Origin of the sequence: Pseudoalteromonas sp. 13-15, assembly GCF_001468205.2 — a bacterium.
Taxonomy (GTDB): domain Bacteria; phylum Pseudomonadota; class Gammaproteobacteria; order Enterobacterales; family Alteromonadaceae; genus Pseudoalteromonas; species Pseudoalteromonas marina.
This window is the reverse complement of record NZ_CP019163.1, coordinates 494,512-519,466: the sequence shown is the minus strand read 5'-3', so window position 1 is coordinate 519,466 and position 24,955 is coordinate 494,512. Positions and strand designations below refer to the sequence as shown.

The window sequence follows — 24,955 nt, the reverse complement described above, 5'->3', positions numbered from 1 at the left end:
ATAACATGACCAAATTACTAAGCCTTGGCGAGCTGCTTATTGATATGTTGCCACAAGACTCACACAACACAGCGTATTTACCTATTCCTGGTGGCGCACCTGCAAACGTAGCAGTAGGCTATGCAAAGTTAGGTGGTAGCGCTGCATTTTGTGGTGGTATGGGTGATGATTACTTTGCCAAACAACTTACCGACGCGTTAAAGCAATATAATGTCGGCACCGAGTATTTATTTACTATAAAAAATGCGCAAACAGCGATGGTTATTGTCAGCTTAGATGAAACTGGCGAACGCAGCTTTAATTTTTACCGCCATAACACCGCCGACCTACTCCTTGCTCCTGAACATTTACAGCAAATTCAGTGGGATGAAATAAGTACCCTACACTTTTGCTCAAATACGCTAACAAGTATTGCCATTGCAAACACAACATTGAGCGCTTTAAAACAAGCAAAAATTCATAATAAACTTGTTAGCTTTGACGTAAATTTACGATACAGCCTTTGGCATAATATTCGTGATATTGAGCCTAATGTGCGTGCCTGCTACGCCCATTGCGACATTATAAAACTGTCACGTGATGAGTTAAATTTTTTAGCAGAACACACCAGTCAATCAGGTGATGAATATTTACAATCGCTATTAGAGTTAGGCGTTAGTTTAATTTTCTTAACCGATGGACCCGAGCCTGCCACTGTTTACCATAAAACGTTTAACGTAAGTGAAGCTGCACCGATTATTAATGCAATAGATACAACCAGTGCCGGAGACGCGTTTATTGCAGGTGTGTTATATCATTTAAATCATTACAACGAGGCGCTATTACCAAGCGACAAACTCAATAATAAACAAGTAATTAAAGACGCATTAAGTTTTGGCCTTCGTTGTGGCTCAAAAGCCTGTTTATCAAAGGGTGCTTTTCCTGCATTGCCCGTTTTAGACGACGTACTTTGAGCTAACACACCCTGCAACATTTTAAAAATTAATCTAAAAAAGCCCCTGTAGATAAATACCTACAGGGGCTTTTTCAACTATTGTTAATCTGAGTGCTATAAAGCAAGCTCTTCTTTAGCGCGCGTTAAGTTATGCGATACCATATCGTTGTTAGATAGTTGTTTTGCTTCGTATAGGTCAGCAAGGCCGGCCGTTTCGTTTTTAGCTTTTAGGCGCGCTACACCGCGATTGCTTAATGCAAATGATGTAAGCTGACGAACTTTAAATTTAGGGGCATCGGCATCTTGTAAAAGTGCAATTGCTTTAGTACAAATTTGTTCTGCTTCAGCGTAGTTTTTTGACTTAACATTAAGTGCACAGCTATTAAAAGATTGCTCAAGTGGCTGCGGCGCGGTTTGCGCTTCAATAACCATTAATTTGTAATCACTTTGATCAGCCATTGCAGCAGCTGAACATGTTAATAGTGAGCCAAGAGCGATAGTTTTGATAAGTGTTTTCATGGTCATAATCCTGTTAAGTTAAGTCGTGCTTGTTGCCGACAACTGAACTTTAGAGGATCCCTATAAAACCGACAAACGATAAAAACAAAACTAATAAGTGAAGAAATCTAACCTATAGACTTTAGTCTAATAACACTAGCCTAAACCCAAAATAATAGGCCCATTTAAAACTAGTGTTCAAGCCAATCAATTGCCGCAGTGGCATTTTCAAAGTAAGCCATTTCACCACAAATAATACGATTCCCAATGTTTGCAGCGGTTGCTTGCCATGTTTTATTACCGTAAATAGCTACTTTACTTAGCGCTTTATTATGCTTTATCCCTAAATTCAAATCGTCAAATATCGATTTAAAACCCACGCCCTTTAATTCAATGCCGTCTATAAATAAATTAATAATCGGGTTGTTTACCTTTAAAAGCGCGGCTTCAATTTTAGGGGTAATTGCATTGTAATCAGCGTGCTTTAAATTACCCACTGCTTTTAACGTTATAAAAATTTCGCGTCCAGCGCCTTCTATATCAAGTGTTAAACTAGGAGTTAAATTTGCCATTACATTTGCTCATTCTTATAGTAAGTTTTGAGCATAAAGCACTTTATATTAATCAATGATGAAGCAAATCAACAAAAACCGTATTTAACCTGCGCTTAAGTTAGTTAAGCTTGCTGCACTCGCGCAATTTGGTTATCTACATCGTTTAAATGCCCTTCCTTAACCCATAACTTAGCACCCAGCTTGCCTGCTTTTGCTAAAACATTAGAATTTACAGGCACACGTAACCAGCTACTTTTTTCAAGCAAATCTTGCCCTTCTGTTACGGTGCCTTCAATTACTAACAACTCAGCTCCGCACTCAGCATCTAAAACAAACTGCGCATTAGGCGCTAAATGAATTAAGCTAACTTCCTCAAACTCATCTTTGTATAAAGGTGTTACCGCAACCCCTTGTTGTGTTGAGTGTTCAACGCTTCCCATAAAGTGAGTTTGCAACCGAACGTGTGTTCTATCCTGTGGCTGAAACTGCCAAAGCTTAACAAAAATAATACATCCCTCTTTTGAACCCGGCTTATGTTGTGATTGCGGCGGGTTTCTGATGTACGAGCCCGCAGGAAAATCGCCATGTTCATCCTGAAAAACACCTTCTAACACAACAAACTCTTCCCCGCCGGTATGAACATGTGGCGAAAACTCACTACCTGGTGCATAACGAACAATACTCGTTGCACGCGCAACCTCATCGCCTATGCGATCAAGAGGTCGCCTATCAACGCCTGCCATAGGCGATTTTACCCAAGGTAATGTATTACTGTTCACCACTATACGCTGACTAAAATCGGCTGCTATTTTCATGCTTGCCCCTTAAATTTTTGTTTTGCCAATTAAACTCAATATACCGAGTTTAATTGGCCTATTGAACCCACTTTTACTTATAAGCCCGCGACGCTTGGTCGAGCTGCAACTACTTTTTGCCACGCTAGCAAATGAGTTAAATGACTCGGTAGCGCAATATTGGCAAACCCAGCAAACACTAATCCAGCATAAAGAGTTATATCGGCAATACTAAAATTATCGCCCGCAACAAACCTTGATTTAGCAAGTATATCGTTAAAATAATTTAGGCTAGTACGCGCCTTTTCACCTTGCTTTTCGCCCCATGCAATATTTTGATATGTTTCAAGCTCTGGGCCTAACCCATCAGTAGCATGATGAAAATACGTTGCAACAGCATCAAGTACCATAGACTCAGCACGTTTTTGCATCATATTTATTACTGCGCGCTCTTTTGCCGAAATGCCCATCAATGATGGACCTGTAAAAGCAGCATCAATATATTCAGTAATTGCTGTGCATTCTGATATAAGTGTTCCGTCATCAAGCTCTAATACTGGCACACCAGCCAATGGATTTTTAGCTAAAAAAGCCTCTGTCCGGTGTTCACCATTTAGTAAGTCAACCGCAATAAATTCAACTTCAGTTGTCGCATTTTTTTCTGCTAGCGCAATACGAATACGAAGCGGGTTTGGAAAGTTTTCTACATCATAAATTTTCATTGAGTGTGACCTTTTTTAATTCACCTACCTACTGATAGGTATTTATATTCTTTATACCAAACTAAGTCAAACTTTAAAATAACTACATAAGCAGAGTATTTGCTAACCGCATGAAACTTAATATTTTATTTATAAAAATATTAAGGCTTGAAAATAACTACCTACTGGTCGATAATTTTATGGTCAACAATAGGATGAAGATGTATGAGCAAAAAAGAGGCCCTACTCAAAGCGGCAGAGAATAAAGTACGCCTAGGCGGATACAGCAATTTTAGCTTTAGAGAGCTTGCTAACGAAGTCGGTATAAAAAGCGCCAGTGTACATTATCACTTCCCTACTAAAGCCGACTTAGGCGCAGAGCTTGCACATCAATATACTGATGCGTTTTTGCTTTCATTAGGAGAGCCCGCTGAGTTAAAAGCGCAAGGTAAAAACCCTATCGACTTTTATACGTCGCTATTTAGAGGCGCATTGGTGACCGATAAAAAAATGTGCTTATGCGGTTTGCTTGGCGCCGAGAGTGACAGCTTACCTGAAAAAGTACGTGAAGAAGTAAAGCGCTTTTTCACTCAAAATTTAACCTGGCTAAGCGCAGCGCATTCGGTCAACGGTGAAATAAACCCACAAAAAGCAGCTATTCAAACGATAAGTATGCTTGAGGGTGCGATGATGATCAGTAAAACACTCGACGATCACAGCTACTTTGATTTAGCAACGCGAGACAGTATTTAACCAGACGATTTGACGAATAAAAAAGCGAGCTTAATTAGCTCGCTTTTTAGTTTTACACGGAAATTATTTAAACTGCTGGGCTCGCTTTATGCTTAGCATGCACAATGGCAAGTATGATCAGACCAATCACCGCGACCCCTGCACCTATGGGTTTACCTAAATCGCTCGATAAGTTAAAACCAATTGCAGCTGTTGTGATATACGACAAGGTCACAGCCGTTGCAATAACCGCAGGTATACTCGCAATCCAGTGAAAGGTGCCACGGTCAAACAAATACTTAGTAGCAAGCCATAGTACACTGGTAGAAAGCAACATATTTGAAAACGCAAAGTAACGCCAAATTAATGAAAAATCCAACTTGGTCATAAAGTAAGCAATAGTTAGAATAGGTAAAGCCAACAACAGACGATTACGTATACTTTGCGGAATATTAAAGGCATCAACTACCGTTAAGCGCAGTGAACGAAATGCGGTGTCGCCTGAGGTAATAGGGAAAACAGCAACCGCAATAATTGCCATAATACCGCCAAATACACCTAAGTAACTATTTGCAATATGGTTTACAACTAAGCCTGGACCACCTTGATCAAGCATTGCTTTTAAACCAGCATAACCTTCAGGGAAAGCCGCAATACCAGCCAATGCCCAAACACAACCAACAATGCCTTCACACATCATGGCACCGTAGTACACCGGGCGTACATATTTTTCGTTTGTTAAGCAACGAGCAATAATAGGTGCTTGCGTTGAATGAAAACCACTAATAGCACCACAGGTAATGGTTATGAATAATAGGGGCCAAGTTGGTAATCCGTCGGGGTTTGGTGCTAAAAAGTCATGCGCGTGATCGGCTTCAAAATACGCCAAAAAGTCGCCAGCAACCGGTAAATGTGGCGCGTTAATAAGTAACGACACGGCAACAGCGACTGTCATAACAATCATTAACAAACCAAAAATAGGGTAAAAGCGTGTAATGATCTTATCAATTGGTAACAGCGTCGCTAAAAAGTAATAAGCCAAAATAGCCAATACCCAAAAAGTATTATTGGCTAAAAATGTACCTTCAAATAAATTTAAGTTACTAAGTAAACCCGCTGGGCTCATTATGAATACTACACCAACAAAAAATAACAGCATTGCGGTGAAAATAAGCATAAAGCCTTTAAATACAACATTGTAATAGTGACCAGCTATTTCAGGTAAGCTTTTACCGTCTTCTTTTATACTCATTACACCTGAGAAAAAGTCGTGAACAGCGCCACCTAATACATTTCCTAACACAATCCATACAAGCGCAACCGGACCATATAAAGCGCCCAGTATAGGGCCAAAAATTGGACCCACACCCGCAATATTTAAAAATTGAATTAAAAAAGCACGAACAGGGTGAATAGCCACGTAATCAACACCTTCACTAAAGCGTTTTTGTGGTGTATCAACCGTTGAATCCATGCCTGCTTGTTTTTCTACAAATGGGCTATAAAACTTATATCCCAAAATTAATATAGTGAGGCAAATAAAAAAGATAATCATAAAGCACGTTTCTCTTTTGTATGTGTATTTAGAAGCGCAGTGTGTATCGCTTCGCATAAAGGTGACTTAATAACTTTGGAACAATATCAAAGCTATTTTTTACAGACAATTAGACGTTTAGCTAATACCTTAGTCGCAATCGTTCATGACTTGTTCAATTTATAAAGTAATTTGATAACTCGTTTAGAAACCTGACGAATACCGCTGTTTAAACGTTCAAAATGTATGTTTACCACACTATTTTTAGGCAAAAAAAAGCGGCTAAGCATATTGCTTAAGCCGCTTTCAACACACAATTTTTTTAAAGAGGACGCATAAATTCGTTAATTTTTTCATGAGTCAATGTAGGTGTAGCACCTGCACTTTCTGCAACCATAGCCCCTACCGCACAGGCAAAATCAACCGCATGCTGAGCACAATCGCTGCTACATAATTGATATATCAATGAACCTAAGAATGAATCCCCAGCGCCCACGGTGTCTACAACACTAATTAAATAGCCTGAATTGTAATAATTTTGGCCCTTAACCGTTAACAGTGCGCCATGACTGCCTTTGGTTACACACAAATATTCAGTGTTAGTTTGCTCTGCAATAAACGCTAGATTTTGCTCAAGCGAATGGAACTTACAACCCATTGCTTTGGCAATTTCGTAAAGCTCTTCATCGTTTAACTTGATAAAATCTGCTTTATTCATTAAATCTACTAGCGTGTCTAATGTGTAATGCGGGGCGCGTAAATTTACGTCAAACACTTTAAAGTTAGCTACATCAACTAGCTGGCTTAGCGTAGCAAGTGAAGCTTCACTGCGGCCAATTAGGCTGCCAAATACAAATACATCACTGGCTTTTACTTTTTCAATAAGTGAATCAGTAAGAGTAATGTTGTCCCATGCCGTATCAGCGACTATTTCGTAGCTGGCTGAACTGCTTTTGTCTAAAGTAACTTGTACGGTGCTGGTCTTTTTGTCGTTATTAACGGCAATATAATCGCAACTAACGCCTTTTGCTTTAATTTCGCCAAGAAGCTCAGTACCTAATTCATCGTTACCTACTGCGCTTATCATGTCGGCTTTAATACCTAATGAGTTAATGCGCACACACATGTTTAATGGCGCACCACCTAAGCGTTTACCTGTTGCAAAACAATCCCATAGCACTTCGCCAAAACAACTTACGCTTACGTCTTTACCTTGTTTAGAATCAATTAAAATGCTCATTATTAGTTACCTTTAGGCTCAAGCACGTTTTTCATAATTGCTTTTATTTTGCTTGCTGGTGCGTATAACGCGTCTACATTGTTTTTGTAGTGAGACGTAAAGGCGCTTTGCGTGTTTAAATCGCCAAATAAGCTTGTTAGCGATAAAAATGCAAGGTTATCAGTAGTCGTTTTAGCAGCAGCTTCATGAAGCTCGCTTTGCATTGCATCAATTACTTCAAGCGTATTGCCTTGCTCATCTTCCCCTTTGTCGCTATAAAAACACCATGCAGCAATAACGAGTGTAGCTAGTGATACATCTCGCCCTTGCGCTAGGTTTTCGTTAATAGTGGCAATTAAAAACTTAGGTAGTTTAGCTGCACTCTCCGAACAAATACGCGATAAGCTGTCTTTAATATTAGGGTTTGCAAAACGCTCAATAAGTGTGTCTTTGTAGATTTCAAGATCAATGCCTTCTAATTGCTCTAGGTTAGGCGTTACTTCTTTATCCATAAACGCACGTAAGTACTTTGCAAATAAAGGATCTGATACTGTTTCGTCAATTGTGCCATAGCCATGTACAGACCCCAGTAAACCCAGTACTGAGTGGCCTGCATTTAATAAGCGAATTTTCATGGTTTCAAAAGGGGTTACATCTTTTACAAATTGAGCACCAGCGTTATCCCAATTTGGCCGCCCGTCACAAAATGAATCTTCAATTACCCATTGTGTAAACGATTCACACGTAATTGGCCATTCATCGCTAACACCGTAAGCATCAACAACGTAGTCAATATCACTTTGTTTAGATACTGGCGTAATTCGGTCTACCATAGCATTGGGAAACATTACATTAGCAGCAATCCATTCACTTAATGCAGCATCTTGCTCTGCGGCAAAAGCGAGTAACATTTTGCGCGTTACATTGCCATTATGTTGAATGTTATCGCACGACTGTACTGTAAACGCATTAAGGCCTTGTTCTTTACGTAGCTTCAACGCAGCTGCTATATATCCAAATGCAGTAATAGGATCGTTTGGATTATTAATGTCGTTAATTATGTCTGGGTTTGCATAATCAAACTCACCCGTTACTGGGTTAAAGTTGTATCCGCCTTCAGTAATAGTTAAAGACACAATTTTAGTATCAGGGTGTGCGAGCTTATTAATAACAGCTTGTTTGTTCTCAGGCGCAAACAAAAAATCAATCATAGAACCTATAACGGTATTGTCTATTGTCCCATTTGGGTGTCTTACCGTTAATGTGTAAAGGTAGTCTTGCTGCTTTAATACATCGCGAAGTCCACGATTTGCTTCAAGCAAGCCTACACCACAAATACCCCATTGCTCAGAACCTGGCGTTTTTAATAACTCATTAATATACATGGCTTGGTGAGCACGGTGAAAACCGCCAACGCCAATGTGAACTATACCTGCTTTTACTTTACTGCGGTCGTAGCTAGGGGTGTCTACATGGCTTGGCATATATGCCAAACTTTGTTGGTTTAGCCCTTTAACAAGGGCATTAGTGTGATGTTGTGTCATGGTGCGGCCTTACTAAAACAAAAATTAAAAAACGTGTAAATTACAATGCAGCATTGAGCGCTTTATGGCGTTTTAATGACCAATAAGCGGTAACAAAATAGATAACCGTACAGATGAAACACGCTATCTCAAACTGCAATTTGTTTGCGCTATATATGCTCATTGTGTCGCTAAAAAACATGACTTGGCTTGCAAATATACAAATAATGACAAGTGAAATAGTCGAAACCGCATTAAGCACTTTAGTAAACATAGAACCATCAACTACAGGTTTTGGAATGTCTTTCGCCTGCGCTGCTTGATACGCTTTAATATCACGTTGCTCTTGTTCCTCAGCAGCTATATGTTGTTTGTAGTCTTCACCAGCGCCATACTTTTTCGCTAACAGCGTGTAAACAACAATGGTAAAAAACCAGGTAGGTATAAATAAGTAATAAAACGACATAACATCTAGCGCATTTAAACCAAAGCCAAACACTAACGCTAACGCCCAAGACGCAATGGCCGGCACACTTCGAGTTATGTTTTTGTATTTAGCCCAGTAGCGCGTTAAGCCAATTTTAGGAAATAATACATGCTCGGCAAATACAATCGCCCCAACAGGCACAACCAATAAGCCAGCATAAGTAAGTAAAGGTAGCATTTGAGAAAATACGAACGGGAAACATGCAATAACTACGGTCACAATCCCTACAATAGCGGTTGTGCGCTCACGAGAGTGGTTTACAAAAATAGATTGCGCCGCAAGACCGGCACGATATAGGTTTGCGTTAGCAGTAGTCCAACCGGCAATAATTACAATAACAAACCCAGTCCAACCTAATGCGTGGTAAGCCACATCGCCCGGATCGAGTGATGAAATAGTTGTTTTAAGTAATACCGCAACACCTGCACCCATAATACCGGCAGAGATCCACGCTAAGTAATGACCAAAAAACATGCCTACGCCCGAGAACAAACCATAGCTTTTGCGCTTGGCGAATCTAAAAATCGCCATATCAATTAAACCAAAGTGAGTAATAGAGTTAGCAGCCCACGCAAAACCAATTACCTCAAGTAGGCCAATCCCCTGCTCCCCTTCTGCGTTCGTACCGGTCCATATGGATGAGTCGCCAATGGTCATAAAGTCACTAAAGCTGGTTAACGTGGTTGACCCAATTACATGATTTGAAAGTTCAGGGAAAAGTGCAAACGAGCCCGCTATAAAAATAACAAATAGCCAGGGTGCACAAATTTTAGAAAAGTCAGCTACAGTAGAAAAACCATACATAGCCACAAACACAACAATAGAGCCAACGGCTAAAACAATACCCACAAACGCTAAACTATTTGGGTACCAATCTAACTGTGCGGGAATATCAAATAAAAATCGAACCGCAGTGGACGATACCGTAATCATCGCCGCCGATATAACACTAAAAATAATGACGTTAGCCCAGTTGTAGAGCTTAGTCATTGAGTTACCAGCAATTTTGTTCAAATAATTATATAAACTTAAACGCGTCTCTACTGCAATTGGCGCTGTAATTAGCCACCAAGAACACATTGCTAATAAATTACCAATTAATAAACCTAGTAAAATGTCGATTGTTGATGCACCCAGTGCAACAAATGTTGCACCAATAACAAACTCAGTGGCTGCAACATGCTCACCCGCGTATAAACCGGCAAAATGCTTCCAACCATGAAGCTTATTATTAGCAACGGGAAGTTGCTCTTCGTTTACATCTTTAAATGTGTGTGTGTGTGGACTCGTTGCCATGGTACTTCCTATTGTTTTAACACGATAATAATCACAAAAACGTGCATTTAGTTGTGTGTGCGGCTAAGCACACAACCTCGAAAATTCTTAAACAACGTCATTCATGTCAGTGTGGGACTAAATCAACGCTATTTTTATATTTTTAGGGTTGGATACATTTCATAAAACGCTTTCCAATCTGTTAAATGAGCAACCTCGGGGTATGCCTTGTGAACAAAATTAACAGCTCCTTGCATATGCCCTCCACCGCTGTAATGAAGTACTTGCATGTTTGCGGCAAGCGCCGCACTCACGCCCGCTATAGAGTCTTCTATTACCAAGCAATGGGCTGGGTTAACCCCCATTTTTTTAGCGGCGTGTAAAAATAAATCCGGCGCAGGTTTGCCATTTTTTACTTCACTTGAAGTAAACACCTCATCAAAATAATGACTCAATTTAACGACGCTTAATGCTTTTTCTGTTCGTGCAGGGCTACTACTAGTTGCTATACAGCTAGGTGTAGCTAAATTAGCCAATACCTCTTTAATGCCATTTGTGGGCATTAGGGCTGTTTCAAACTCATGTAAAAGTGCATTTCTATAATCAGCTTCAAATCGCTCTGGCAATTCAACATTAAAAGCATCAGCTATCTTTTGAGTAACCGCTTTAAAATTGCACCCTAAAAAATGTTCTTGTACATAAGCACGGTCAATAAACACCGCTTTATCAACAAGCATATCGATGAGCACTTGTGCACTTAAAACTTCGCTGTCAATTACAACGCCATCACAGTCAAAAATAACCAGTTCAATTTTAGGGTTCATTTTTTTACCTTATTGCATTTAGTTTTATGCAAACACAATCTTGAGCATAAGCCCAGAGAGTGAGCATATTCTCTTTATTATTATAATATGTCAACACGTTGTGAACTTAAAAACTCGCTACATAGTTCAAATAATCAACACCTCAATACAAAAGCTGTTGATTTTCATTAGTTTTGATTTTAGCTGTTACGACTAAAATCGCATGCCGTATTCACAGCAAATGTATTTACTGCAGATGCCAATCTACTTTTGTGATTATTACAATCTAAACAATCAATTTTACCGAAATAAATTTAACCCATACACTCGTTAACAGTTAAACAGCCAGCAACACTGCCGGCACTTTTAAATAACGAGGTCGACAATGAAAACTCAAATAAACACAACAAAAACTAAATTAACTTTAAGCGCATTAGCCCTTGCAGTGGCATTACCTGCAAGTGCGGTTACCACTCTTACAAAGGACAACGGCGCAGCTGTTGGCGATAATCAAAACTCAATGACCGCCGGTGAGCGCGGCAGTGTATTGCTTGAAGACGTACACCTAATTCAAAAGCTGCAACGTTTTGCACGCGAGCGTATCCCTGAACGTGTAGTGCATGCGCGAGGAACTGGCGCACACGGCGTGTTTGTAGCCTCAAAAGAACTAGACGATTTAACAATTGCGGCGCCATTTGCAGAAGCAGGTAAAGAAACAGACGTATTTGTTCGTTTTTCATCAGTAATTCACTCAAAAGGTAGCCCTGAAACGCTGCGTGATCCTCGTGGTTTTGCTACAAAATTTTACACAGACCAAGGTAATTGGGATTTAGTAGGTAACAACTTACCTGTGTTCTTTATCCGTGACGCGATTAAATTCCCAGATATGGTTCACTCGTTAAAGCCATCTCCGGTAGATAACATTCAAGATCCTAACCGCTTATTTGAGTTTTTCTCGTACGAGCCGGGCTCTACTCACATGTTAACGTGGGTATACAGCGACTACGGTACACCAGCAAGCTTACGTAAAATGGATGGTTGGGGCGTACATGCATATAAAATGATTAACAAATCAGGCGATGTTAAATACGTTAAGTTTCATTGGGTAAGCCAACAAGGTATCGACAACCTAGATGCTAAAGAAGTAGCCGAAGTACAAGGAAAAGATTTTCAACACTTAACACGCGACCTGTACACCGAAATTGGTAAAGGCAACTTCCCTAAGTGGGACCTATACATTAAAACACTTGACCCATCGCAGTTAGATGACTTTGATTACAACCCATTAGATGCAACAAAAATGTGGTTAGACGTTAAAGAAACAAAAGTGGGTACAATGACCTTAAACCGTATGCCAACTAACTTCTTTCAATCTACAGAACAAGTTGCAATGGCACCGGCAAATGTAATCCCGGGTATTGAGCCATCTGAAGACAGACTATTACAAGGGCGTATGTTTTCATACTCAGATACACAAATGTACCGCTTAGGTGCTAACCACCAACAATTACCAATTAACCGCGCAAAAGTTGATGTGGTTAACTACAACCAAGACGGCGCAATGAATTACGGTAATACAACAAGTAATGTGAACTACCAACCAAGTCACGAAAACGTTGCAGAAAACCCAATTGCACGCAGAAGTAACACTGAACTTAAAGGCTTTGTACAACAAGCCGCGATTAAAAAGCAGCAAAACTTCGCACAAGCTGGCGTACTTTACCGTGGCTTTAGTAAGCAAGAGCGCACTAACTTAGTTAACAACTTAGCTGGCGATTTAGGCAAAGTAAAAGACAGCAAAGTTATGCACAAAATGCTTAGCCACTTCTACAAAGCCGACAGCGAGTACGGTACACGTTTAACTAAAGCCGTAAATGGCGATATTAAAATGGTTAAGCAACTAGCCGCTAAACTTTAATAATTTACCCAACCTAGAGGAAGGACCGACTCTCCCTTCCTCTTTTTTTAAAAGGTAAACCGTATGCGTAAATTCCTTATTATATTTACTTTAGTAATGAGCTTTTCAAGCCTTGGTAATGAACAACAAAATACTGTGAATGAGCCAACAACCGCAAAAGCACAATACGACAGCTTACTTGCATATTACTTTGCTGCCGCACGCACCGACGACACAGCCGTAATAACGCAATTTGTTGATGCTGGCATTCCTATTAATAGTTACAACAACAAAGGTTACACCGCGCTAATGATTGCCACTTATCACGGTAATAAAAGCACGGTTAAAACGCTTTTACAGTTAGGCGCTAATGCCTGCCTTGAAGATAAGCGTGGTAATACGGCCTTAATGGCCGCTATATTTAGAGGCGAATTTAGTATAGCTAAAACACTTGTCAGCCTTGATTGCGATAACGCCCATCAAAACAAAGCTGGCCAAACAGCAGAGCAATTTGCACAAACTTTTGGTCAACAAAAAGTACTCGACTTATTAGCTCAGGTGAATAGTGACGCAAAATAGCTTGTTTTTGATTTTTTGCCATTAGGACATGAACACGGGAAAAATAGTATTATTGCCTTTACTGGTCTAACCAGTTACTCTTTTCAACTGTGTACTTTATATGGAAAATAATAACTCTAATGGCCACACCACACTTTGATCACATCACTATTACCTGTAATAACAGACAAACATTAAGCGCGCATGTATTTAAACCAGAAGGCACCATAAAAGGCGCAGTAATGATTGCACCTGCAACGGGGATTAAACAGCAATTTTATGCAAACTTTGCTACTTACTTGCAGCAAAATGGATTTGCCGTTATTACGTTTGACAACAGCGGGATAGGCCAATCACTTAATGGCAGCATTAAAAATAGTAAAGCGAATTTGCAATCGTGGGGCGAGCAGGATATGCCCGCAGTGCTAGAACAACTTCAAAAAACATTTCCGAATACCCACTACCATTTGATAGGTCACAGTGCCGGCGGGCAGCTAGTAGGTTTAATGCACAATGCCACTCAACTCAGCTCACTGTTTAACTTTGCGTGTTCGTCGGGCAAGTTAACCAATATGCGCTTGGCGTATCAGGTTAAAGCACACTTTTTTATGAATGGGGTTATTCCGGTGAGTAATGCACTATTTGGCCATACTAAATCACAATGGTTTGGTATGGGCGAGCCTTTACCTATAGGCGTAGCTCAACAGTGGCAAAAATGGTGTAACGCACAAGGGTATGTTAAATCAGCATTTGGCAATACAGTATTTCAACATTTTTATAATGAACTAGTCATGCCTTCGCTTTGGATTAATGCCAGCGATGATGATATAGCAAATAACGATAATGTTGCTGATATGCTTTCTGTTTTTCCAAAACTTAACGCACAAACGCTACATTTAACGCCCAGTGAATATAACCTGAAAGATATTGGCCATATGAAGTTTTTTAGTAAAAGGTCTGCCGCTTTATGGCCTTTAGCACTAGACTGGCTAAACAAACATAGTATTTAACACCATGGTGTGTTTAGCTCCCTATACGCTAAACACACACCTGCTAACTCCATCTAACCTCTGCACACCTAAGCATATTTACGTGCTGTTAAATTTAAAGCCACTTTAGTAATTGACCTTTCGGTCAGTAAAGCTACAATCAATCAACACGTTAAACACGCACAATCAATAATGACCACACAAATAAAACCAAATAAAAAAGAAGTCACTCGGGAAAAAAACCAACTGCTCATATTAAATGCCGCCGAGCAATTATTTTCTCTTAATGGGTATGACGGCGCAAGCATGAGCATGGTTGCAAAAGAGGCTAGCGTTCCAAAAGCTAACATACTGTATTACTTTAAAAGCAAAGATGGCCTTTACGAAGCGGTAATAGACAGAATAATAGCAAATTGGAACTTAGGCCTTGATAACGTCACCGCTGAAGACGACCCCGCAGCAGTGCTTTATAACTACATAAAAAGTAAAGTAATACTTGCCGTGAACCAACCTCTTCAATCTCGTTTATTTGCCAATGAAATTTTGCGTGGCGCCCCCTATTTACAAAACTACTTTAGAACAAATACACGGCCTTGGGTTAAACAAAAAATTGATGTGTTTCAATCCTGGATGGACGCAAAAAAAATAGACCAAGTGGATCCCCATCACCTTTTATTTACTATTTGGTCAACAACACAATACTACGCAGACTTTCAAGCAGAAGTACTGCTAGTTATGAATAAATTAGAATATGACGAAACCGACGTGGCACAAATAACACAATCAATTGCCCACATAATTTTAAAAGGTATTGGCTTAAAAATACCCGCCCCAAACGAGGCCTAACACATGGAAAACTTTACAACCCCTGACCTATTCGACGATCACCGCAGCTCGGTTCAAGTAGCAGATAGTGGATTGCGCCACTTTGGTAAAAAAACCACCTTTAGTGGCCAAGCAGTAACGGTAACCTGCCCAGAAGACAACTCGTTTGCCGCCGATGTTCTTCATCAAGATGGTAAAGGGAAAGTGTTAGTAATTGATGGGTTTGCTAGCAAACGTTTTGCTTTTATTGGCGACATTATGGCCGAACGCGCGCTACAAAATGGCTGGGAAGGTGTTGTAATAAATGGTTGTTGCCGCGATATAGAAATACTTGCAACAATGGATTTACCTGTAATGGCGATTGGTTCAACCCCTCGTAGCACACTTAAGCGCGGTTTTGGCGATCAAGACCAAGTTATTAATATGCTAAATACCGCAATAGCACCAAACGATTGGCTATATGGCGACGTTAATGGCCTAATAATTAGTAAAGCCCCCCTTATTTAATAAATTAGTGTAAATAATAACAACCAGTTTGGTGCAACAATGCACCAAGTTGGTTTGTTTTGCGGTTAAAAGCACCCACTTTAAAACTTCAAAATTATAAATCCCCCTCTGTAACGCCCAAAAACCTGACCAATCGGACAGGAATTTACTTTTGGCATTTGTTTTGCTTGTATTAAGTTCGCTAAAACCGAAACCACCGATGCAAAGTACAATTAGTGCTCAGTTAATATAAATAAGATATTACGTAGAGAGCCGAAAAAAATAACAACACTATTCTCTTTTACTCAATTTAAAGTTAGTAAATAACCATTTGGTCAGTTTTATGTAGATGGGTTACAAAATGAACACGCAATTAAAAACTAAAAACACAGGTATATTTTGTGACCATGGACCCAGTAATTGGCAATCAAGTCAAACGGGCACACTAAGCAATAAGCGCCTAGCCGTAAAAGATGTATTTGCAGTTAAAGGCGAGCGCAACAGCGCAGGTAACCCTAGCTGGTTTAAAGCAGCAAAACCTGCCCAGCAAACAGCAAGTAGCGTTAACAATTTAATGGATGCAGGTTGTATTTTTAAAGGTTTTACCCATACCGATGAGCTTGCTTACAGCTTAGAGGGAAATAACATTCACTATGGCGCAGCACAAAACCCAAAATTAAAAGGGCATGTATGCGGTGGTTCTAGTATGGGATCAGCCGCCGCGGTAGCCGGCAATTTAGCTGACATAGGCTTGGGCACCGATACTGGCGGCTCTATTAGAATACCCGCAAGTTACTGCGGCTTATTTGGTATTAGGCCAAGCCATAACGTGATTGAAAAAGACGGCCTAATTCCGCTAGCTCCCCCTTTTGATACCATTGGCTGGCTTACCCAAAGTGCAGAACTATTAGAAAAAGTAGGCGACGCATTGTTACCAAGCCAAGCTATTAATAGTGTAAATACCTTAGTTATTTGTGAGCCCTTATTTGAGCTAGTCAGCCCAGCTTTACAAGCACCACTTAAACAATTGCTTAAAAAAACCAAACCTTATTTTAAACACCATAAAAATTTTGAACTACCTAACATCAGCTTATTAAGCGAACTCGCTGATAGTTTTAGAATATTGCAAGGACGTGCTATTGCTAAAGTGCACAAAGATTGGCTTCAGTTGCCGGAGCACCCTCCCCAGTTTGCTCCGGCAATCGCGGCCCGTTTTAAAATGGCATTGGCACTAACCGCCCAAGAAGAAAAAGAAGCACTTAACGTTCAAACCCAATGGCAAACATTAATTGCTAAAAACCTAAATTCAACTAGCTGCTTATTTTTGCCAACAACCCCAACAACCGCACCTAAATTGGGCGCCGACACAAGCGCCTTACGCATGCAAATAATTACGCTATCAGCTATTGCGGGCTTGAGCCGCTCGGCGCAAGTTCACTTACCATTGGCTAATCTAGAAAATGGTCATCCATATGGGTTTTCACTCATGATGAGCCACAATAACGATAAAAGCTTACTTGCCTGCGCAACACAACTAGCTGCATATTTTAAACAGGAAGCTCTCACATGAACGCACACAACATTGCCTTTACGGCCCCGCACTTTTCAGCGACCGAGGCAGGCACCTCAATACTAAAACAAGGCGGCACAGCTACCGAGGCTATGGTTGCAGCAGCCGCTGCTATTAGCGTGGTTTACCCACATATGAACTCAATTGGTGGCGATAGTTTTTGGCTTATTGACAACCCAAACCAAAGCACACCCACCGCTATTGATGCATGCGGGCGTGCACCAAACGACATCAGCGCCTACAGCAATGAGCAACACATACCAGAGCGAGGTGGTTTAAGCGCATTAACTCAAGCGGCTACACTTCGTGGCTGGCAAAAAGCCCTTGAATTAGATGAGCACGCAGTCCTTTCGCTAAGTACTATTTTAGCCCCTGCTATCAAACTTGCCCACGAAGGGTTTACTGTTACCAAAAGCTTGCAAGCAGGCTGCGAAAAACTCGCGACGGTTACCAATACAAATGATGCATTTAAAGCACTATACATCCCAAATGGCAAACCGTTACAAGCAGGCCAACATTTTAAAAACCCAAAACTTGCCGATACCTTTGAGCATTTAGCTAAACATGGCTTAAATGCATTTTATGAAGGCGAACTTGCCGACTCGTTTGCAGCCGATTTAGCCAAAGCTGGCAGTATTATTACCCCAAATGATATTGCCAACACGCAAGCCGATGTAGTAAGCCCGCTAAATGCTAATTTGTCGGGTATTAATTGCTACAACTTACCTGCACCTACTCAAGGCGTACATTCGCTACAAATAATTGGTACCGTTAATAAGCTAAAACACACCGCTAAAACCGAAGCCGATTGGACCCACTTAATTGTAGAAGCCACCAAGCAAAGCTTTACGCACCGCCCAACGCTTTGGGCCGACCCTAAAGCGCTTGGCGATGATTATAAAAACGCATTAACTGATGAGCGCTTAAGCGAGCTTGCCAACAATATTGATATGAATACCGCCCAAAAATGGCCGTTTGATGCCCAGCCCGGCGATACCGTCTGGATGGCAGCACGCGATAAAAACGGCCAACTAGTGAGCTTTATTCAAAGTATTTACTGGGAATTTGGTAGCGGCATACTCATGAGCGAAGGCGGGTTTGTATGGAATAACCGCGGGCTAAGCTTTAGCTTAAACACTAAAGATACCAATGTACTAGCGCCAAATAAACGCCCAGCACATACCCTTAACCCGGCTATGGCTAAGTTTGACGATGGCAGACGCCTTGCCTACGGCACTATGGGTGGTGAAGGCCAACCACAAACTCAAGCCGCTGTATTTGCCGGATACGCGTGGCGAAATAAGTCAATTAACCAAGCGGTAAGCGATCCGCGCTGGTTACTGGGCCGCACATGGGGCAACACCAGCACAAATTTAAAAATAGAACACAGCCTCGCTGCCCAAATAGACAATGAATTAAATAAACGTGACCACGACTGGGTAAGTGTCGAGGACAACAACGAAATGATGGGTCACGCGGGTGCTATTTTAGATACACCTACAACCCTTGAAGCTGCAACGGATCCTCGCTCTGATGGCCGTGCAACTGTTTCATCAACGTAGTAGGAACACACATGACAGAAATAATGAATCAATGGCCAATTATTGCGGCCTTAATAGCAACCGGTATTTTTGCCGGAATTTTAGCAGGACTTTTTGGTGTAGGCGGCGGTATTGTTATCGTACCTGTGCTGTATTTTTTACTACAAGGTTTTGGCGTAAGCCCTGAGTCGGCCATGATGATAGCCACCGCGACATCGCTTGCCACCATAGTGCCTACGTCTATTTCGTCTATTCGCTCGCACCATGCAAAGGGCAACATTGACCTTGCTTTAATTAAATACTGGGCGCCGTTTATTTTAGTAATGGCCGTTGTAGGCAGCTACTTAGCGCACTCTATACGCGGTAATGCACTGGTACTTATGTTTGCTTGTATTGCTATTTTAGTCAGCCTTAACATGTTGTTTAGAGCCGGCGCACCAGCCCTTGTAAGAAAATTACCGGGTAAATTTGGCCAAGGCGTAATGGCAAGTATTGTTGGTGGCTTATCGGTCATGATAGGCATAGGCGGCGGCACAATTGGCGTGCCCATGCTTAGTGCATTTAACGTACGTGCCCATGTTGCCGTAGGCACTGCAGCCGTATTTGGCTTATTGATTGCGCTACCTGGCGTAATTACCTTATTAAGTATTGGCACAACGCCAACCGATGCTCCCCTAGGTACGTGGGGGTTAGTTAACCTCCCTGCCTTTTTACTTATTATTCCACTCACTATTTTGTTTGCGCCTATTGGCGTAAAAATTGGTAGTAAGCTGGATCAAAAACAATTAAAACGCGCCTTTGCCGTTGTATTAATGATAACGGGCATTCGCATGCTTATTCAGACTCTCGGAGCCTAAAACATGTTTAGCAACACGCAAATTCAAACTTTAAATCCACCGCAGCGTTTACTCATGGGACCTGGGCCAATTAACGCAGATCCACGCGTACTGCGTGCTATGTCGGCGCAGCTAATTGGCCAATACGACCCAGTAATGACCGGTTTTATGAACGAAACCATGGCCCGCTATCGTGAAATATTTAAAACCAAAAACGAATGGACCATGTTAGTTGATGGCACATCGCGCGCAGGCATAGAAGCCGTTTTATGCTCTATTTTACGCCCGGGCGATAAAGTGCTGGTGCCAATTATGGGGCGCTTTGGCCACTTGCTTGCTGAAATAGCCGAGCGCGTTGGCGCTAAAGTACACACCATAGACGTACCGTGGGGCGAAGTATTTACCCCCGAGCAAATAGAAAAAGCCATTGTTGATGTAAAACCCCATGTACTTGCCATGGTGCAAGGCGATACCTCTACAACCATGAACCAGCCGCTTGAATACATTGGTGATATTTGCCAAAAGCACGATGTATTATTTTACTGCGATGCCACCGCCTCAATTGTGGGTAACGATTTACCCGCCGATGAGTGGAAACTCGACGCGCTGTCGGTTGGTTTGCAAAAATGTTTAGGTGGCCCGTCTGGTTCTGCGCCATTAACACTAAGCGATAAATGCACTAATTGGATCCAAAAGCGTAAAAAAGTAGAAGCGGGGATCCGCACCGCGGAGCATACCGACGGCACCGAGCCATTTGTACGCTCTAACTACTTTGATTTAGGCATGATCATGAATTACTGGGGGGAGGAGCGCCTTAACCACCACACCGAAGCCACTAGCATGCTGTATTGCGCATCAGAATGTGCACGCATTGTTATTGAAGAAGGCGTAGATAACTGCGTTGCCCGCCACAAATTACACGGCGATGCCATGCTAACGGGTATTCAAGCGCTGGGCTTAAACGTATTTGGCGACATTAGTCATAAAATGAACAACGTAGTGGGTGTCTATATTCCCGAAGGAATTAACGCCGACCATGTACGCGAACAAATGCTAACCGACTTTGGTATTGAAATTGGCACCTCGTTTGGGCCACTGCATGGCAAAATTTGGCGTATTGGCACTATGGGCTACAACGCCCGTAAAGATGCCGTATTACAAACATTGGCAAGCCTAGATGCCTGCCTGCATGCCAACGGTTACAAAGGCCCTAAAGGCGAAGCCGCTATTGCCGCCCTTGCCCATTACAAATAATAAAAAGGATTTAGCATGACGATTGCAAGCCCACTCTATGAGCCATTATTAAACAGCGAGCTGGCTAATAAATTTGCTGCACGCGCCTTAGTGCGTTGTAAAACACTTAGCAGCCTATCGCAAATGCAAGGTGGCATTCACCGCGTGTATTTATCTAAAGAGCACAAAGAATGCAATAGCGTTACTGCCGAGTGGATGGCTGAGGCAGGCATGCAATCGTGGCAAGACGAAGTAGGCAATTTATGGGGGCGCTTAGCATCATCAAACCCGCACGCTAAACGTTTAATTATAGGGTCGCACCTTGACACCGTACCAAATGCCGGCGCATTTGATGGTATTTTAGGGGTGTTACTCGGTATTGAAATAGCCGCCCTTGCACATGAATTAGAGCTAGATCTACCGTTTCATTTAGATGTTGTGGGTTTTTGTGATGAAGAAGGCACCCGCTTTGCCACCACATTAATTGGCTCAAAAGCACTGGCGAACGAGTTTGACCCCCAGTGGTTAAATATACAAGATACAAACGGCATTACCATGCGCCAAGCCATGCTGGATTTTGGCCTAAACCCAAATGATTACGCAAAAGCTGTGCTCAACAAAAGCGAGTTACTCGGTTACTGGGAAACCCACATAGAGCAAGGCCCTGTGCTTGAATCGGTAAATCAGGCGCTAGGCGTAGTAACCGCTATTGCTGGCGCCAAACGCGCTATGATCACTTTAACAGGTCAAAGCGGCCACGCAGGTACAACCCCAATGAACTTGAGGCAGGATTCACTAGCAGGCTGCGCTGAATTAGTAACCGAAATTGAAAAACTAGCAAACAATGCTAAAAATGGCGAAGTTGCCACCGTAGGACAAATACAATCGCGCCCCGGTGCAACAAATGTAATTGCCGGTAAAACAACCATAAGCCTAGACGCACGTGCTCAAAACGATGACGACCTAGCAGTATTACTTAATGCAATACATACTCGCGCGGAGCAAATTGCAACTAGCCGTGATTTAACGCTTGATTGGCAGTGGACTCATGCCGCCGAAGCCGTAGCGTGCGACACTCAAATTCAGCATTTATTTACTAGCGCATGTAAACTCAACAACCAAGCATCGCCTTCACTTGCCTCTGGCGCTGGGCACGATGCAATGGCAATCGCTCCAATTTGCCCCGTTGGCATGCTATTTATACGCAGCCCTGGCGGCATAAGCCATCACCCAGCAGAAGCTGTTATTGATGAGGATGTAACAAAAGCACTCAGCGTAATGTACAGCGCACTTGTACTGTATACACAAACGTTAAAAGAATAGTGAAGCTAATAAGTAGTCCAGAGGTTAAAATGTAAGTATTGCTCTATTTAACGATTAACTTTGCGAGGTTTTACTCGCATATCACCAAGATGAGTTACAGCTACAGCTACAGCTAAAGCTAAAGCAGTAATAGTAAATACCTGCTTTTTATATTCAATTGTAATATTACTGATGTTTAAACGGCGTATTTACGTCAATTATTTAATAATGTAACTAGGTGGTAGGTTAGCAATCAGATTGCGGCTGTGTTTCCATGTATTCTTCCACAATTTCTAGCTGCCCCTTCTCCGTTCTTTTTAGAAGCATATAATAGCCTTTATCGGTATAACATTTCTTTTCAGAAAATCGGTGTGCCTTGATCTTGTAGCCATTTCCTTCAGGCTTTATTGCTATGTTTTTGAATGTGCTTTTGTCATTTTTCATTTTTGCCAATGGCATTACACGTTGGACAAGCACCTTCCACTGTTCACCCGTAATTTCCATTTGACGCTCCGTACCATGCGGGTAAACGCGATAGGAATGAATTTTGGCATCGTTTGCATATAAAGAAGCAACTTTCACGTCAAAATTACTACCTAACTTCGTATATTCATCAAAAAAACTTTTCGCATTTTCCGATGCATGTGAAATGCTCGACATTAAAACTGCAACAGCGAGTATAACTTTTTTCAAATGTTGGCTCCTTACTAAGATTGATGATTGCTAACGCTGCATATAATGCGGGGAATGCTTGGCTATAATTAGCAGAGAATGAGTCTCAAAAGAGCATTTAACGCCATTTTTAATGCGCTTGATATATGCTGACTATGCCTGCTGCGGTAATTTTAATTGCTTATAAACTTTCTTACACTTACCACAGGTGATATCTAATTCGAACTTATAGTTAACGCACTGAAAAAAGAAGCCATACACTTTACTTCCAATTTTTATAAACGTCAGAACAAACGCTGTTGCCACCATAAAACTAAATTCATAAGCGCCATTTTCGTAGAGTGCTGAATCTATACACAACTCAACAAATAAAAGTGCCACAACCTTATAGTGCTTGCCAATTACTGCAATAACAAATGTAAAAAAAGCTATAAAATAAGCAAAACCTTGTGACTCTTCAGCTAAAAAAGCCAAGAAACCTATTGGAATAGATAAACAAAGGCTAAGAAAAAGAAATCCCACCATATCGATTTTTGACATCCAAAAATCAGTTTTAAAACTATTTTTTGTTTTGCACTTACTACACTTTAACAACAACTACTCCAAATAAAGGATATGACGCTTGCCGTAAACGGCACACATAATATAGCTGAATAATCCCACCAAATAACTACAATGTAAACAGGCAATTAGGGGTTATAAACGTGACTTTTCATAAGATACAAAAGCCGTATTGATAAGGTTATTGGGTTGGGTTGCGAATTAGAGTAAAAGTTGCGGATTATATACATTGTTTGTTTTTAATAGGGGTTTACAGCGCTGCCTTTGCAGCATTATTAATAAAGCTATAGTGGAGTATTTAATTAACCTCAAAGTTTATATTATCAAAATACGGGTTGTGAGTGAGCGCTTTAATTACACTAATGCCGTTAAGTTCTATGAGCTTTAGCTCGCCACTTGCATTTATGGCAATGCACTCTTGTTTGAGTGCATTGCGTTTTGTATCAGCGGCTACACCACACACAACATCGCCATTTTTTAAAATAAGCTCAATACTTAAATGGTGCATACAAGCAATTTCGATGTAATCGTAATGGTTGCAACTGATCATAAGGTTCTCTTTACTTTATTTAGCTGGTTTAAATAGTATTAAAGTGGCAATAACAATTAAGTTGCCTACATACCATAAATCTTTAATTACAAATTGGCCTAATCGATCTAATAACGTGCCTGAACTCAATGCGCCGGTGGCGGTAAATAGAAATGTTTGGGTCATTAAAAATACACTTAAACACGCTAAACCACTAACAATAATGAGCTTTTTATTATTAAGTAAAATACCTGCGCCAAGAAGCACTGCAAATAATACATCAAACCCGCCAATTACGTTTGATGCGCCTTGTACGCTAAATACCGTGTATAACCACGACATAAACGGTGAGGTTTCTACTAAGCCTAAAATGGCTTTGGCTTCAAACTCATAAAATTTCATGCCGCCAATCCACAGTAAAACCATAGCAACCGGTATAAAGTTTAAAAGTACGTGTTGTTTGTCGGTGAGCTTATTTTTATAAAACAAAAATAAATACAAAGGGATAACAGCAAAGTATTTAATTATGCCTTGCCCACTGCCAATAATTGGAAAGCCGCCTAACTGTGCCATCCAACGGTTACTGGCAAATAAGGTAAGTAAAGGCACTATGCTAACAACTAACGCTAAAACCGCTACTGGCAAAGGCTTTAGTAATTTAAAATGTGCAGCGAAAGTGGCGAGTGCCAATGCAATCATAGCGGTGCCTGTGAACAAACCTAACGTATTTACACTGAATAACGTATCAAGTTCATAAAAGCTAAAGGTCGCTATGAGTGTGTTTGGGTTTGCACCTAGAGCAAACGATACGCCAAGTAATGCAAAGCTAAGTGTAAGTAAAAAGGTGAGTGCGTTATTTGTGTGTGTTAAGTTCATTATGTGCCCATTAAATTTGTCATGCC

At 41.1% G+C, this 24,955-nt stretch carries 25 protein-coding genes; 12 read left to right on the top strand and 13 right to left on the bottom strand.

The genetic code is table 11. The annotated features are described in order from the left end of the window. The first annotated feature begins 5 nt into the window (after positions 1-5). A complete protein-coding gene (locus tag ATS72_RS17870) occupies positions 6-953 on the top strand; it encodes a carbohydrate kinase family protein (RefSeq protein ID WP_058429903.1) in 948 nt (315 codons plus the stop codon). A gap of 95 nt (positions 954-1,048) precedes the next feature. On the opposite strand, the gene ATS72_RS17865 is transcribed toward ATS72_RS17870, so the two are convergent. The 4 genes from ATS72_RS17865 to ATS72_RS17850 all read right to left on the bottom strand — a co-directional run bounded on the left by ATS72_RS17865 (position 1,049) and on the right by ATS72_RS17850 (position 3,502). After that, positions 1,049-1,453 carry a hypothetical protein gene (locus ATS72_RS17865; RefSeq protein WP_006792633.1) on the bottom strand — a complete coding sequence of 135 codons (405 nt, stop codon included), beginning with the start codon at positions 1,451-1,453 and terminating at the stop codon, positions 1,049-1,051. 170 nt (positions 1,454-1,623) lie between these two features. Further along, positions 1,624-2,004 carry an STAS/SEC14 domain-containing protein gene (locus ATS72_RS17860; RefSeq protein WP_010556842.1) on the bottom strand — a complete coding sequence of 127 codons (381 nt, stop codon included), beginning with the start codon at positions 2,002-2,004 and terminating at the stop codon, positions 1,624-1,626. Between the two features lie 104 nt (positions 2,005-2,108). Beyond that, positions 2,109-2,801, bottom strand: coding sequence for a cupin domain-containing protein (locus tag ATS72_RS17855; protein ID WP_058429904.1), 693 nt, complete (start codon positions 2,799-2,801; stop codon positions 2,109-2,111). Between the two features lie 77 nt (positions 2,802-2,878). Further along, positions 2,879-3,502 carry a glutathione S-transferase family protein gene (locus ATS72_RS17850; protein WP_058429905.1) on the bottom strand — a complete coding sequence of 208 codons (624 nt, stop codon included), beginning with the start codon at positions 3,500-3,502 and terminating at the stop codon, positions 2,879-2,881. 204 nt (positions 3,503-3,706) lie between these two features. Between ATS72_RS17850 and ATS72_RS17845 the strand changes: the two genes are divergently transcribed. Next, positions 3,707-4,234, top strand: coding sequence for a TetR/AcrR family transcriptional regulator (locus ATS72_RS17845; RefSeq protein ID WP_058429906.1), 528 nt, complete (start codon positions 3,707-3,709; stop codon positions 4,232-4,234). 67 nt (positions 4,235-4,301) lie between these two features. On the opposite strand, the gene ATS72_RS17840 is transcribed toward ATS72_RS17845, so the two are convergent. The 5 genes from ATS72_RS17840 to ATS72_RS17820 all read right to left on the bottom strand — a co-directional run bounded on the left by ATS72_RS17840 (position 4,302) and on the right by ATS72_RS17820 (position 11,075). Beyond that, positions 4,302-5,768 carry a carbon starvation CstA family protein gene (locus ATS72_RS17840; RefSeq protein ID WP_010556845.1) on the bottom strand — a complete coding sequence of 489 codons (1,467 nt, stop codon included), beginning with the start codon at positions 5,766-5,768 and terminating at the stop codon, positions 4,302-4,304. Between the two features lie 301 nt (positions 5,769-6,069). Next, a complete protein-coding gene (locus ATS72_RS17835; protein WP_058429907.1) occupies positions 6,070-6,987 on the bottom strand; it encodes a carbohydrate kinase family protein in 918 nt (305 codons plus the stop codon). Between the two features lie 2 nt (positions 6,988-6,989). Next, positions 6,990-8,510 carry a mannitol dehydrogenase family protein gene (locus ATS72_RS17830; RefSeq protein ID WP_008128559.1) on the bottom strand — a complete coding sequence of 507 codons (1,521 nt, stop codon included), beginning with the start codon at positions 8,508-8,510 and terminating at the stop codon, positions 6,990-6,992. Positions 8,511-8,550: 40 nt separating this feature from the next. Next, the gene (locus ATS72_RS17825) at positions 8,551-10,272 is read right to left on the bottom strand and encodes a purine-cytosine permease family protein (protein ID WP_039037534.1); all 1,722 of its coding nucleotides are present in this window, start codon (positions 10,270-10,272) and stop codon (positions 8,551-8,553) included. 134 nt (positions 10,273-10,406) lie between these two features. Further along, positions 10,407-11,075 (bottom strand): HAD family hydrolase, encoded by a 669-nt coding sequence (locus ATS72_RS17820; protein WP_058429908.1) that lies wholly within the window; start codon positions 11,073-11,075, stop codon positions 10,407-10,409. A 364-nt stretch (positions 11,076-11,439) separates the two neighbouring features. Here ATS72_RS17820 and ATS72_RS17815 point away from each other — a divergent pair, with 364 nt between their 5' ends. From ATS72_RS17815 to ATS72_RS17770, 10 genes are all read left to right on the top strand, one after another. Next, on the top strand, positions 11,440-12,972 hold the full coding sequence (locus ATS72_RS17815) for a catalase (protein ID WP_058429909.1): 1,533 nt from the start codon (positions 11,440-11,442) through the stop codon (positions 12,970-12,972). A 63-nt stretch (positions 12,973-13,035) separates the two neighbouring features. Then, positions 13,036-13,530: an ankyrin repeat domain-containing protein gene (locus ATS72_RS17810; RefSeq protein WP_058429910.1), complete on the top strand. Its 495-nt coding sequence runs from the start codon at positions 13,036-13,038 to the stop codon at positions 13,528-13,530. Positions 13,531-13,649: 119 nt separating this feature from the next. Continuing rightward, positions 13,650-14,519 (top strand): alpha/beta hydrolase family protein, encoded by an 870-nt coding sequence (locus ATS72_RS17805; protein ID WP_058429911.1) that lies wholly within the window; start codon positions 13,650-13,652, stop codon positions 14,517-14,519. 171 nt (positions 14,520-14,690) lie between these two features. Continuing rightward, entirely contained in the window at positions 14,691-15,344 is a 654-nt protein-coding gene (locus tag ATS72_RS17800) for a TetR/AcrR family transcriptional regulator (RefSeq protein ID WP_058429912.1), read from the top strand. A gap of 3 nt (positions 15,345-15,347) precedes the next feature. Beyond that, positions 15,348-15,830 carry a putative 4-hydroxy-4-methyl-2-oxoglutarate aldolase gene (locus ATS72_RS17795; protein ID WP_006792619.1) on the top strand — a complete coding sequence of 161 codons (483 nt, stop codon included), beginning with the start codon at positions 15,348-15,350 and terminating at the stop codon, positions 15,828-15,830. Positions 15,831-16,170: 340 nt separating this feature from the next. Continuing rightward, the gene (locus tag ATS72_RS17790) at positions 16,171-17,379 is read left to right on the top strand and encodes an amidase family protein (RefSeq protein ID WP_058429913.1); all 1,209 of its coding nucleotides are present in this window, start codon (positions 16,171-16,173) and stop codon (positions 17,377-17,379) included. Beyond that, a complete protein-coding gene (locus tag ATS72_RS17785) occupies positions 17,376-18,941 on the top strand; it encodes a gamma-glutamyltransferase family protein (RefSeq protein ID WP_058429914.1) in 1,566 nt (521 codons plus the stop codon). The genes ATS72_RS17790 and ATS72_RS17785 overlap by 4 nt, the downstream gene beginning before the upstream one ends. 11 nt (positions 18,942-18,952) lie before the next feature. Next, complete coding sequence (locus ATS72_RS17780) at positions 18,953-19,777, top strand: sulfite exporter TauE/SafE family protein (RefSeq protein ID WP_058429915.1); 825 nt, start codon at positions 18,953-18,955, stop codon at positions 19,775-19,777. 3 nt (positions 19,778-19,780) lie between these two features. Then, entirely contained in the window at positions 19,781-21,010 is a 1,230-nt protein-coding gene (locus tag ATS72_RS17775; RefSeq protein WP_058429916.1) for a pyridoxal-phosphate-dependent aminotransferase family protein, read from the top strand. A gap of 15 nt (positions 21,011-21,025) precedes the next feature. Continuing rightward, the gene (locus ATS72_RS17770; RefSeq protein WP_058429917.1) at positions 21,026-22,312 is read left to right on the top strand and encodes an allantoate amidohydrolase; all 1,287 of its coding nucleotides are present in this window, start codon (positions 21,026-21,028) and stop codon (positions 22,310-22,312) included. Positions 22,313-22,537: 225 nt separating this feature from the next. Here the strand turns inward: ATS72_RS17770 and ATS72_RS17765 are convergent, their stop codons facing one another. The 4 genes from ATS72_RS17765 to ATS72_RS17750 all read right to left on the bottom strand — a co-directional run bounded on the left by ATS72_RS17765 (position 22,538) and on the right by ATS72_RS17750 (position 24,929). Further along, positions 22,538-22,984 carry a hypothetical protein gene (locus ATS72_RS17765; RefSeq protein WP_058429918.1) on the bottom strand — a complete coding sequence of 149 codons (447 nt, stop codon included), beginning with the start codon at positions 22,982-22,984 and terminating at the stop codon, positions 22,538-22,540. Positions 22,985-23,116: 132 nt separating this feature from the next. Further along, positions 23,117-23,503, bottom strand: coding sequence for a hypothetical protein (locus ATS72_RS17760; RefSeq protein ID WP_138739542.1), 387 nt, complete (start codon positions 23,501-23,503; stop codon positions 23,117-23,119). A gap of 319 nt (positions 23,504-23,822) precedes the next feature. Continuing rightward, complete coding sequence (locus tag ATS72_RS17755) at positions 23,823-24,074, bottom strand: Rho-binding antiterminator (protein WP_058429919.1); 252 nt, start codon at positions 24,072-24,074, stop codon at positions 23,823-23,825. Between the two features lie 15 nt (positions 24,075-24,089). Beyond that, positions 24,090-24,929 carry a DUF417 family protein gene (locus ATS72_RS17750; RefSeq protein ID WP_058429920.1) on the bottom strand — a complete coding sequence of 280 codons (840 nt, stop codon included), beginning with the start codon at positions 24,927-24,929 and terminating at the stop codon, positions 24,090-24,092. Positions 24,930-24,955: the final 26 nt, after the last annotated feature.